Source organism: Halobacillus massiliensis (genome assembly GCF_900166625.1).
GTDB classification, from domain to species: domain Bacteria; phylum Bacillota; class Bacilli; order Bacillales; family Halobacillaceae; genus Halobacillus_A; species Halobacillus_A massiliensis.
The window spans coordinates 3,773,293-3,786,075 of sequence record NZ_LT800499.1; the positions used below are offsets into that span (position 1 = coordinate 3,773,293).

11 protein-coding genes are annotated in these 12,783 nt (G+C 39.9%); 1 reads left to right on the forward strand and 10 read right to left on the reverse strand.

What is annotated here, in order from left to right; genetic code table 11:
* Genes B7E06_RS18655 through B7E06_RS18680 form a run of 6 tightly spaced genes read right to left on the reverse strand, consistent with a single transcriptional unit; the run spans position 1 to position 5,970 of the window.
* On the reverse strand, positions 1-1,200 hold the full coding sequence (locus B7E06_RS18655; protein WP_082235428.1) for a GTP-binding protein: 1,200 nt from the start codon (positions 1,198-1,200) through the stop codon (positions 1-3).
* 17 nt (positions 1,201-1,217) lie between these two features.
* A complete protein-coding gene (locus tag B7E06_RS18660) occupies positions 1,218-2,885 on the reverse strand; it encodes a nucleoside recognition domain-containing protein (RefSeq protein ID WP_082235429.1) in 1,668 nt (555 codons plus the stop codon).
* Entirely contained in the window at positions 2,875-3,990 is a 1,116-nt protein-coding gene (locus B7E06_RS18665) for an NAD(P)/FAD-dependent oxidoreductase (RefSeq protein WP_082235430.1), read from the reverse strand. Before B7E06_RS18665 ends, B7E06_RS18660 begins: the two co-directional genes overlap by 11 nt.
* A 56-nt stretch (positions 3,991-4,046) precedes the next feature.
* Positions 4,047-5,030, reverse strand: coding sequence for a CobW family GTP-binding protein (locus B7E06_RS18670; RefSeq protein WP_082235431.1), 984 nt, complete (start codon positions 5,028-5,030; stop codon positions 4,047-4,049).
* Complete coding sequence (sufU, locus tag B7E06_RS18675; protein WP_082235432.1) at positions 5,017-5,457, reverse strand: Fe-S cluster assembly sulfur transfer protein SufU; 441 nt, start codon at positions 5,455-5,457, stop codon at positions 5,017-5,019. Before sufU ends, B7E06_RS18670 begins: the two co-directional genes overlap by 14 nt.
* 60 nt (positions 5,458-5,517) lie before the next feature.
* Positions 5,518-5,970, reverse strand: a complete 453-nt coding sequence (locus tag B7E06_RS18680; protein ID WP_082235433.1) for a hypothetical protein — start codon at positions 5,968-5,970, stop codon at positions 5,518-5,520.
* A gap of 206 nt (positions 5,971-6,176) precedes the next feature.
* Between B7E06_RS18680 and B7E06_RS18685 the strand changes: the two genes are divergently transcribed.
* Complete coding sequence (locus B7E06_RS18685; protein WP_082235434.1) at positions 6,177-7,112, forward strand: CobW family GTP-binding protein; 936 nt, start codon at positions 6,177-6,179, stop codon at positions 7,110-7,112.
* Positions 7,113-7,158: 46 nt separating this feature from the next.
* Here the strand turns inward: B7E06_RS18685 and B7E06_RS18690 are convergent, their stop codons facing one another.
* The 4 genes from B7E06_RS18690 to larA form a co-directional block, all read right to left on the reverse strand.
* Positions 7,159-7,659 (reverse strand): YehS family protein, encoded by a 501-nt coding sequence (locus B7E06_RS18690; protein WP_082235435.1) that lies wholly within the window; start codon positions 7,657-7,659, stop codon positions 7,159-7,161.
* A gap of 55 nt (positions 7,660-7,714) precedes the next feature.
* On the reverse strand, positions 7,715-8,899 hold the full coding sequence (locus B7E06_RS18695) for an alanyl-tRNA editing protein (protein WP_179134092.1): 1,185 nt from the start codon (positions 8,897-8,899) through the stop codon (positions 7,715-7,717).
* A 120-nt stretch (positions 8,900-9,019) separates the two neighbouring features.
* Positions 9,020-11,155: a type IA DNA topoisomerase gene (locus tag B7E06_RS18700; protein WP_082235437.1), complete on the reverse strand. Its 2,136-nt coding sequence runs from the start codon at positions 11,153-11,155 to the stop codon at positions 9,020-9,022.
* Between the two features lie 232 nt (positions 11,156-11,387).
* Positions 11,388-12,650: a nickel-dependent lactate racemase gene (gene larA, locus B7E06_RS18705; protein WP_082235438.1), complete on the reverse strand. Its 1,263-nt coding sequence runs from the start codon at positions 12,648-12,650 to the stop codon at positions 11,388-11,390.
* Positions 12,651-12,783 lie beyond the last annotated feature (133 nt).

The window sequence follows — 12,783 nt, forward strand, 5'->3', positions numbered from 1 at the left end:
CTATTGTGTAGAAACTTCCCATGTAAATGGATCTTGCATGTCCGCCCATTCCTGGTCCATTTCCCTTGGAGTCAGTAAACATTGATCCAATTCTTTAATGATCGCTTCTTTCTCCAGGTCTACTCCTATGAATACTAGATTTGTTTTGCGATCGCCAAATTCCACGTCCCAATCGTTTAATATCTCAGGATTTTGTTTGATCGTACGGTCTTTTTGTTCTTTAGAGAGTGAAGCTACCCAATAGGAAACAGGTTCAATTGAGACAGACGGACCGGCCTGGGATAATAAGAGAGCCAGTTGATTTCTTGTAGCACACCAGGCAATCCCTTTTGCCCGTACAATTGATGCAGGCATTCGGCTGATCCAGTTATAAAACCGCTGCGAGTGAAAAGGAAGTCTTCTTTGATACACAAACGAGTGAATTCCATATTCCTCGGTTTCAGGAGTATGTTCCTCCGGTCCTGACATCAGCTCTTTAAGCCAGCCAGCCGATTGACTTGCTGTTTCAAAATTAAAATGATGGGTGTTTAATATTTTTTCTAGATCAATTTCACTAAATGTTGTACGAATGATTTCTGCTTCGGGCTGCAGGGTTTGTATCACATTAGTCAGTGCCTTTAACTGTTCTTCTGTCACCATGTCACATTTATTGAGCAGGAGAACATTACAAAATTCGATCTGGTCTATTAGTAAATCTGCTAGATTTCGTTCATCATCTTCTCCAAGAGACTGCTTTCGGTCAAGGAGACGATCCCCAGACTCATAATCATGCCAAAAGCGGTAGGCATCCACAACGGTAACCATAGTATCGAGACGACAGAACTGGGTAAGATCAATGCCCATTTCTTCATCTATATAAGAAAAGGTCTGGGCAACTGGCACAGGCTCGCTGATACCTGTAGATTCAATGACGATATAATCAATGTCCCCGGCCTTTGCAACCTTTTCAACTTCAAGGAGTAGATCCTCTCTTAACGTACAGCAGATACATCCATTAGACATTTCCACTAAATTCTCTTCTGTTCTTGATAAATGCCCCCCTTTCTCTACTAATTCTGCATCAATGTTAATTTCACTCATATCATTCACGATGACTGCGATTCTCATCCCATCACAATTGTTTAAGATATGATTAAGCAGTGTTGTTTTTCCCGATCCTAAATATCCACTTAAAACCGTAACAGGAATTTTTTCACTCATATTAAATCCCTCCATTTTTAATTAAATAAAGTAAATAAGATTATGGCCAGCAGCCATGTGCTCATTAATGAAGTCATCATCTGCCTTCCCATCAGCCTCAACGCATGTCCTCCTCCCATTTCCTTGTAAATGGAGAATAACGTCACTAAACAAGCGGACAAAGTGGAAGCTAAGTATACCGTGATGAACACCTGCCATATTTCCAGGGTATGAAGAAGGGAACCCTGCCCTTCATTCAGCACCATTAATCCGTCTTTCCTAAATATGGAGAAGATGATTCCAGGCGCCACATCCGGCGGCAGCGAAAACCCGGTTAATAAAGGAGCAATAAGTGCAGCCAATCCATTCATCAAGTTTAAATAGTCGAGGGTCGAAGCAGCCAGACAGATGATGATGAAAATCGGCATAGCCTGGACGATAAACTGTTTAAGAATTCCCTTAAGACGAAATATAGTGCCTTGCCATGTAATGGGCTGCAAATAAGGCAGGGAGGATACCGCAGAATGAGGGATAGACTTTCTCTCCCACATCCTCGTGTGGACTGCTCCTACAATAAGCAGCATAAAAATGTAAGGAAGAAATAACATCGGCACTCCAGCTGATCCAAATAATGATAAAGAAGCTCCAATCTGGTAGCTGCATGCAGAACCGAAAGAGATCATAGAAATGCAGGCCCCTCTCGTACAGCTGCTGCAGCTTCTGCTTTGCATCACCGCGACAACATTACACCCAAACCCCGTTAAAACAGGAGTTAAATCTCTTCCTGTTAGTCCAATTTTTATCAGCCAGGGAGTCAGGGCATGAGTAATGTGTTCCTGTACACCCGTCTCCTCAGTAATAGATACGCTTAAACCAATAAGAATAACGACAGGAAATGCCCACAAGAAGGAATACCAGCCTAAAGTTAATGCTCCATAATCTCCTATCAAAAGCTCCTGGAAGAACCGGGGGACATTCATAAGGCTGTTTGTTAAAGGATCTACCAGCCAATTTTCGGAAATCGGCTGAAAGTAACTTGAAAACAAATAGGCAATAAAGACTGGTAAGGCAAACATCCCGATAACCATAGATAATGCCAGAAGCGGACCTATCAACCGTTTGGATAGGAGTTGTTCAAGCCTGTGTTTCTGTTTTTCTTTTTGAGCAGTTGGAAGAAAAGTCAGCAAGTGATGGTTGAGATCCCAACTTGACGAGAATTGAATAGCCTTCCATAACTCTTCCTGTTCGTCCTGACTCATAGAGCGGCTGTTACACCATACTACTGGAACATTTAACAACTCTTTTATAAAACTTTTTTCCTGATCATCGGGGTTATATTTATCTTTATGGGTCGCTACCACCGTAACTTGCTTTCCCCTTAAATCCAGCTGTTCATCAAGTAGAAGGAGTTCATCTTTCAAATGAGGAGCCTTAACTACTAAGATGATTTCACGCAAATCTCCAGCTTCATCCATAGTCATTTGAGTAGTCTTACTGTCATCTTCGTATCGGATCCCGGGTGTATCTACCACTTGCACTCCGCCATACCTTTTTAATCTCCCCCTTGTAAAAACAACAGTGGAACCTTTCACATTTGTTTCAAGCCCTGCCTGATTTCCCGTTAAATGCCTAAAAAGGGCTGACTTCCCTACTGATTCGAGGCCTGCCAGTGCTATTACACCTTCCATTCTTCCCTCAGCAATCACAGCGCTCGCCACATCCTGAAAGATCTTCCAGATAGAAACTTTCCTTACGATAAAGGTCAAGAATATCCAAATTCAAACGAAGCCTGGATCCAACAGCCTTAGCAAGTATAGGAAATCGTTGACGAAACTTATAGATATAGCAGAATACATGACTATCATGCCGCAATTCTGGACCGCATAGAAACAATCCTTCGCATTTCGTAGATTCATCATGCTCATTGACTAAAGGTTTTCCATGGTCACCAAATTCAAAAAGATGGGAAACCATTGAAGTACTTCCTTTAAAACCTGTTGCCAATATAGGCGGGGTCTTAGAGGTAAATGAACGACCCTCTATTGTATTCACATAATAGCCACCATGGTCTTCCTTCCTTACAGATTGAACCGTTTGGTGTTTAAAGATTTTGATTCTTCCTTCAGGCACTGCTTCCTGCATTCGTTGAAACGTATAAGGAGATAAAATAACACTAGGATCACTGCTATCGAGCTTCCATGTTGGTGTTTTAGCGAGAACACGAGAACTTTTCTGAATTTCATTCAGCTGATAGGCAGCATCAAGTCCGCTTTCATAACCACCTATAACAAGGTAGTCATCCCCCTTCAATTCTTCCCACGAATGAATGTGGCTGTTATGGATACACAACTCTGCACCTGGGAATACCTCTAAATCCGGGTACTGGAACTCGCCAGCTGCCCAAACCACGAACTTACTGGAAAGCCCACCCCTTGAAGTGTTGATTTCAAATTGATGATTCCGCTTGTTTATCCCCTTTACTTCCACTCCTGTTTTTACAGGCAGATCATAATGTTCGGCAAGCAGCTCCAAATACTCCGCATACTCTTCTCCTGTAGGATGCTCTTCATTCAGCGTATAACCAGGAGAGGTCTTTGGAGCTGCCGCATTAAGGTCTGTCTGGCCAAACCCTTGTGATGGAAAAGACGGGGTGATAAACCTCATTTCTTGCGGCCAGCTCCGAAAGGATTCTCCTATCTCCCCACGATCAATAAGACAAAAACTTTTACAGCCCATCTGTTTCAAGAGGACACCTACTCCTATACCAGAAATACCCGCTCCTACAATAAGTACATCGTAATGTTTGTCCATACAAGCCCACCTCACTTTAAAAGTAATAATTACGATTTAAAAACAACAAAATTTTTTTACTCTGAAACGCATTTTCTGAATTGTTCTTCTAGGTTTTTTTTGTTTAAGTTTTTTCCGATAAATACAAGTTCACTTTTCCGAGGATCGCTTCCCCATAAACCCTTTTCTTCGCCGGCAAAAAGCATATGTACTCCTTGGAAAACAAAACGCTTATCTATTCCTTCTACATTCAGCACGCCTTTATAACGGTACAGGCTCTCCCCTTGCATTTGAACAAGAAACGAAATCCATAGGTTTAGCTTTCGTAAATCGAGGGGTCTATTTTCTTGTAAGGATATAGAAGAGATTTCATCATCATGATAATGGTTCTGATCGTCATTGGGTGAAAATCGGGAGGGAACTTCGACCTTTTCCTTCAGGTCAAATGAATAAATCCCCAGCACCTTTTCCAATTCAATCAGACTGTTTTCACATAAATACTTCGCAGCAACAGGGTTAATTTTTTCTAACCGTTTCATTAACCGTATCAAGTGTTCATTTGAGACTAAATCTGTTTTATTAAGTAGAAGAATATCAGCAAAAGCAATTTGGCTTAGTGCTTCATCTTTCTGATCTAAATGTTTTGTTACATGTTTGACATCAATCAAAGCGCACACACTGTCTATGACAAAGTCTTCAATCATTTCCTTATCCATTAAGAATGTTTGAACTACGGGAGCAGGGTCGGCAAGCCCTGTCGTTTCTATAACCACACGGTCAAACTCGATCATTCTTTCCTTTCTAGAAATAGCGAGCATAGATAGAGTATCAATTAAGTCTTTACGCACATTACAGCAAATACAGCCACTATTAATTTCTATAATCTCTTCTTCCGTTTTCTCAAGCAGTTGATCATCAATCCCTATATCTCCAAACTCATTGACAATAACAGCTACTTTCTCATCAGAATTTTTAAGGAGATGGTTAAGAAATGTTGTCTTCCCTGCTCCTAAATAACCTGTTACGATTGTTACAGGAATTCTTGCCTCATTCTCTTTCATCTTCCTGCTCCTTTAACCATTTGTCTAAAGCTTGCCAAGGCATCAGTGCACAATTATGTCTTGCTCTAAGTTTGTGTACACCTTGCAGTGCAGCAGCATCCCCTAAATCGATATCTTCCTCTATTTCACCATCCCTTATTAAACGTTCAAAAGCATCTCTCTTAATAAATACTTCCTCCATCGATTGGTTTTTCAATAGATCTGTCATCATCGAACAGGACGCCATACTAATACTGCAGCCTTCTCCTTTGAAAGATAGATCTTCAATACCTGCGGGTCCTGTTCGTAAATACAAGGTCATGACATCACCACAGGTAGGGTTTTTATAATGAACCTTGCTTATATTACTCTGCTCAGATAGTTCCCTGTAGTTACGTTTATATTTCGCGTGATCTAACACAACCTGACGATATAAATCGTCCAGCATGAAAACCCTCCTTCATATGCGTTCACTTATCAAAAGAAAGATTATGCAATAGATTAAAAGCTATCGAGGGAATGTTAACAGGAATATTTTTTGATCAAAAGGAACCCGCATTTGCATCCGTGCTAATTCTGTATAGTCTTTCCAGCTGACCGATTTGATCTTCGTATCAAGCTGATTGGCAATCTCTCTGTCAATTTGGTCGACTGTTTGCAAAAGGTCATAAAAAGTCATATTAAAGTGTCTGGCTGCACGTTCATGTGGAGACTCGCTTTTGAGACGAACCATAAACTCTTCTTTAGTAACTGATTCTTCCGCCATTTGATCTTCCATTTTGATAACATAGTTATAAATCTCTCGCTGCTCCTTAGGCAGAGTAGCGACTATCTTCTCCGTTAGTATATTTATTAAATAAATATTCATAATCTCACCTCTGAGTTTGTCAATATCCAGCTTCAAGTCTTTTTGATCACTGATATTTCCTTTTTCTCTCTTAACGCCTTCTGCAGGCAACATTAGTTATTACCCAATCTTAAATAGTAACCATTACTATTTAAGATGTTTAGAAATTAATTTAACACTTAATGCTTTAAAAAACAAGTAAAAGTTGCTTTTTTATTAATAGGAAGATAAACTATGAGCCATTAATCGTAATCATTACTTTATATTTCTAACAGGAGAAATGTATGTTAAATAGCACAACTAAGGAGTGAAAATATTATATGAAACATACTGAAATAAATATATTGTCAGGGTTTTTAGGTTCCGGCAAGACAACTTTACTTCAACAACTCTTAAAATTGGAAAAAGAGAGAAAGCGAGAGGTTGGTGTTATAATGAATGAAGCAGGTGAAATATCCATTGATTCTCATTCACTGCCCAACCACTCTCCGTTAAAGGAATTATTAAATGGTTGTGTTTGCTGTACGCTTTCTGGGAAATTAGAGTCGCAAATTGCCGATATTCTTTTTCAATATGATTTAGACGTTATCTATATTGAAACTACAGGGGTCGCACATCCAGTTGAAGTGTTAGATGCCTGTTTAACTCCCTATTTGTCCAATAAGATTAAAATTGGCTCAATCATAAGTATGGTTGATCCTAACAGCTGGACAGCACGCCACAAAATGAGAGGCCCCTTAAGAAAGCTGATTACTGAACAAGTTAAACATGCGGATATAATACTCAATAAAACCGACCAGTTAAAAAAGAAACATAAAGAAAAAATCATAGAGCAATTAGAATCCATAAATTCTAATGGAAGAATCATCCCAGCTAAATTTGCAGAGGTACCTCAGGATACGTTATTTAATATAGAAAGAATTCAACCAAGAGATCATGATCGAGAACAAACGATAGACCATCTGCATATAAAAACTTATGTTTACAAATTTTCTTGTCCTATAGATTATGAATTACTCGAAGAATTCCTCCAATTCATGCCAGATCAAATTTTTCGTATTAAGGGTTTTATACGTCTGAACGGTCAAAAGGAAACTTATCTTTTTCAATATGCATATGGAATGCCAAATCTCACCCCCTCTCCCCTGAAACTTGATAATAATTTAGTGTTTATTGGCGACAACCTTGATCACTCTCTTATAGAAGAAAAACTAAAAACCATCGAAAAAATGTCTGTTCACACAAGCAGAAATTAAAAAAGACAAGCAGAGCTTCTTAGCTCTGCTTGTCTTACTTTCACGTTCAGCCTCTATACTTTATAGCTAGTCCTTTTAAGAAATTTCTCGCGTACTGATCACCGAATTCCTTATAGTTTTTATGGCCTTCTTTTCTTAAAAGCGCACTTAATTCCCCTTTTGTAATCTTAACGTCTGCTGCATCTAATATATCGATAATTTCTTCACTTGTTAGCTGCAATGCAATTTTTACTTTCTTCAGCATCACATTGTTTACACTGGAATAATTCTTAATTGACCGATCCGGCTTATTAGGCTGGCCTGGCTTAGTTTCCTGCGGGCCTCTTTTGAACGTAATTAATCCATTCAAAAAGGATTCCAAAGTACTATTTGTACATTTAATATGAGCATCATTTTCAATAGCTTCCTCATCATCTGATCGGGTAAGCACCTTGGACACTTCTTCTTTCGTGAAATCTACACCGCCAAGTTTAAAAATTTCCACCATATCCTGATCTTTTATATCGAGTGCATATCTTAATCTGATTAATATATCATTATTATCCATTTAAAAACCTCCATAATTCTTACTTATTATTCTAAACTGTCCTTATCTCGCCATACTATAACAGGCTTTTTACTTGTTCAGCAAATGCTTCCCCATCGATTACCTTACGGCCGCCTCCTTGAACGAAATGCGGCCGTCCTCCACCTTTTCCTTCAATTAAAGGTAAAACCTGTTTGGCAACCTCATTCATATTCCGTTCAATCTCTTCACCATGTGCTAGTACAAACTGCAGCTGCTCATCTTGTTCACTGATCAGAATAATGTAGGAATCTTCAATTTCTGTAACCATCGATTTTCCTAAAGTCTGGAGGGACTGCATGGAACGATCTTTAAAAACACGGTGAATAACCTTGTCCCCTTGTGACGCTGAAATGATCTCCTGTGCTTCATAATGAATCAGCTGCTCTTCAAGCTCGGCAATTTGCTTATCTTTCGCTTTGCCAGCCTGCACCAGTTCTTCAACCTCCTGTACAAGTTGAGGTTCTGGTCTTGGAATAATTTTTTTCATATTTGTCAGTATCTCGTGCTTCTCTTCAAGCTTTTGTAACACTCGAGTTCCGCAAATAAACTCCAGGCGTACCTGCTTCTTGCTTCTCGTCCAGCCTAGAAATTTAACAGCCCTGACTTCCCCTGTAGTGCGCGGGTGTGTGCCGCCGCAACCGTTATAATCAATGTGGGGAATAATGACAAGACGAACTTTCCCATCTACAGCGAGAGATTTGCGAAGGGGATACTTCTCTGCTTCTTCAACAGACATCCATTTCGTTTCAACAGGTGAGTTGCCAAGGATAATCTCATTTACCCTCTCCTCCGCTGCTTTCATAACGTCTGCAGAAAGCTGTTCCGTATCAAGGTCGATCGTCGAAGTCTCTTTTCCTAAATGAAAGCTTGTCGTCGGAATTCCAAACTGATCATGAAAAACAGCTGAGATGATATGCTGGCCGTTGTGCTGCTGCATATGATCAAAACGCCGCTTCTGATCTACAATTCCCCGAACGATTTCTGTTTCGGCCGGAAGACTTTCTTCTATATAATGGCGCACCTCGCCGTCAGCTTCTTCTACATCGATTACTTTTACCCCATTCAACATTCCTTTATCATGAGGCTGCCCGCCTCCCGATGGATAAAAGGCTGTCTCCTCAAGCACCAGAAAAAAACCATGCTCATCCTGATCTCTCTTTATAACCTTTGACTCAAATTCCATCTGATAAGGATCTATGTAGTATAGCTTTCTCGTCATTATAACTTCCTCCTAAGTTTTCCTAGAGGTATCGTAACACGTTTTAGCTTATAGAGGGGAGGGCACAAAAATTGCCTGTTTGCTTCCACATCAATTGCGTCAGCGAACAGGCAGGAGAATTTAAGCTTTCTTTTTGTCAAAATCAAATTTAATTTTATAGTCTTCATCCAGTGTTAATGCAGTACTAAATGATTTCTTTCCTTTAAACCCTTTTAGGACCTTCGTTCGTTTCTTCTCACATAACGTTTTTATCATATTACTTGTTAATGTCTTTCCAGCTAATCTTTTTGGAAAGGTAACTGTACATCCTTCTTTATAATTGGAACAGGCGTAAAATTTATAGCGGTCGATAATTGAACCCGTTGAACAGGCCGGGCATTTAGCGACAGGCTCATTCCACTTTTTCTTTTCTCCCGTACTCTTCACTTGAACCTGCTGAATCGAATCGGGAGTCTCTTGAATGAGCTTTTCAATAAACTGACCCGTCTGCTTAAGAAACACTTGCTGTGATCCTTCACCACTGCCTATTTTCTTTAAATATGATTCCCACTTTGCTGTCAGAGATGGACTTGACAGCAGCGTACCTTCAATGGCTTCACAAAGCATAATTCCTTTAGAAGTGATATAAACGTTGTTCTTTTTTACTTCTATATATTTCTGTGCCTTAATTGTCTCAATAATACTGGAACGGGTGGCTTCAGTTCCGAGCCCTTCGACTTCTTTTAAAATCTCTACATCTTCCACATCGTCCATCAGCTTTCCACATGTTTTCATCATGTTGATCAGCTGGCCTTCGGTATATGGTTTAGGCGGCTGTGTCATGCTCTCTTTTATATGAACATGTGCACCTACCTGTTCGCCTTTTTGAACATGCGGCAGGTCTGCTTCCTTCTCCTGTTTTGCCTTAGGCTTTGGAAACAGTTCCTTCCAGCCGCGTTTCACTTCTCTCCTGCCTGTTGATTTAAATGGCAGGTCGTGGACATGTGTAAAAATTGTCGTTTCTTCATATACATAATCTCCGTGAAACATTGCCAGCGTCGTTGCCAGCACTTCACGGTAAATATTTTGTTCTTCACGAGTTAATCCATTCAGTTTCTTTTGTGAAGGCACAGATTTCGTTGGAATAATCGCATAGTGCTCCTGAACTTTACTGGAATTCACATAGCGTTTATTTGGCTTTAAGGAAACCGGAGAAAAGGATACATTTAACGTATCCTGATAGGCATTTAAATTTTTTACTAAATAGGAAAATTCACTTTCTGTAATAAAGTTGCAGTCCGTTCTCGGGTAAGAAACTAAACGCTTCTCATAGAGTTTCTGCATAATTTTAAGAACTTGAGACGGAGTATATTTCCAGCGTCTGTTCGCTACACTCTGCAGCGTGGAGAGAGAATGCAGCTTCGGAGCTTTTTGATACTTCGTTTTTTTGTCTACCTTCTCAACAATCCCTGTTAAGTCTTCCTTTTCTTTAAGTCCGTGTTTATCCATAAGCGCCTGAACCTTCGCCTTGTCCTTTTCCTTTATTTCAGCAAGACCTTTATAGTCTCCATCCTTTGATTGAAAAAGTCCTTCGATCTGGTAAAACGGCTCCGATTTAAAATTCTCGATTTCCTTATGCCTTTGGTAGATTAAATAAACGGTAGGCGACTGTACACGTCCTATCGACAGGTAGCTTGCATAACCTTTTTTTTGCAAAAGCAAAGTGAACAGACGACTGGCATTAATCCCAACAAGCCAGTCACTAATTTGACGAGCTTTCGCTTCCTCAAATAGTCGTAAGTCCTTCTCGTTCGTTTGTAAATTTTTAAAACCTTTCCGAACTTCATCCTTCTCCAGGGAATTGATCCACAATCGTCGAACAGGCTTGCCCTTTACACCGGTTAACCGGAGAATGCTGTAGAAAATATTGGATCCTTCGCGATCCACATCGGCCGCATTCACAATTACATCTGCCTGTTGGAACAGCTTCTTAACCGCTTGAAACTGGTCCCACTTTCCTTTAGAAACTTTTTCAAGGTAACGGTCAGGAACGATCGGAAGCTGATCAAGCTTCCACCGCTTCCATTCTGGTTTATAATCATGAGGCTCTTTTAATTCAACAAGGTGACCGACTCCCCATGTAATCGTTGCACCATCCGGAAATGTTTCGTCCGGCTTTAACTGTATATATGTTTTTGCTTTTTCCTGAATCGTAAATGCCTCTGCATAAGCCTTGGCCTGAGAGGGCTTTTCGGCTAAGATGACCACTCGTACCATGGTCTCTCCACTCCCTTCAATAGACCTTAAGATTACTATGGGATGAATTGGAAAGCAAGAGATGTGAGAGGAAGAAAATTAGATTAAATCTATTGTACTTTTAAAGTATGACGTTCTGCTGCAGACTGTATGAAAAAAAGCCTTACATTCAAACAACTGTAAGACTTACAAAGAATGCTCCCATTTTACAATGTAATCTGCCTCTAAACTTGTTCTCTACATAACTATGTTATTATTCTTCCACATAAGGGATCGTTAGCGGTCCTAACGGGAGAACAGCTATACTCATATCTTCCCCGTACGTTTCCTTCAAATCCAGGATCGTTTGTTCAATGGAATCTATAGGATGCAGCATAGCCCCTTTGACTTGTTCATTTGTCAGAGTAGAATAAATGTGAACATCGGCCCATACTTGAACAACCGCTTGCTTCTGGACTTGCCATTGATCAAACATCTTAAATTCCGGGTCATTGATCATGTTCAGCAATTCCTGCGGCGACTCGGCCATATCAAAAATCTTTGAATAGTTTCCGTGGTCTGGGAGTCCATCTGAACATTCTGCAGCTACAATAATGGATCCGCCTTTTTTAACAATTTTGTGGGCAGCACTCATTCCTTTTACGGCCTGATATAAGTTTTGATCCAGAGGATAACCAGAGTTGGAGACTATGACAACATCGAATCGTTCTTCACATTTAAACATCGAATGTTCTTTAGCAAAATCGCAGCCTATATCATGAGCTTCATATAATTCACCAGCAAACACCTTTGTAATGTCTTTCTCCCGGTTCAAGGTAACGTTCAGCATAAAATCAGGTTTACAGTAACTATTGATTTCACGGGTCATATCTTGAACCGGGTTATTCACCATATTGCCCCAGGTCGATAAAGGATCACCAATCATCCGGGCATTATGAAAGGTCATAATCGTTTCAATTCCCGCAATACCAGGCATAATTCCTTTTGGCCCTCCGGAAAACCCTGCAAAAAAATGCGGTTCAATAAACCCTGTTACAATACGAAAGTCGGATTCTACATAATCTTTATTTAAATAGATATCACATCCAAATTTACTTTCCCCCAAATTAACGAGCTGCTCCTTATCGTGACATCGATTGTTTACGATGCGGATATTGTCGACGACCCACTCGCCCAGCATCTCAATAAATTCTTCTCTTGTTTGGTCACGGTGAGTTCCCGTACCGTTAATAATGACAAAATTCTCAAGAGGCACATGGTCCAATTCTTCAATCAATAAAGGGACCAATATATGATTTGGAGTAGGACGTGTGATATCACTGATTACAATCGAGACAATGTCCGTAGGGGCGACAAGATTTTTCAAAGAATCTTGCCCGATTGGCTTCCTCAAAGCCTCTCGGACAGCTTGCTTTTCATCTTTCAATTTCGGTAAATTTTTCGGTTCTATAATTAATGAATGGTCTGGAAGATCAACAGATAAACCGTCTTTTCCATATAAAATTTCGGTTTTCATAACTTCCCTCCTTGCACTATTAATTTTATCATAATATGGCTATCGCATTTCTGAAAGTAATGAAAAATCAGTTATTTTGAACCTTGTACTTACGAAAAGTAAAAAGAGATCAATCCAAACGCTTGGAATTGAT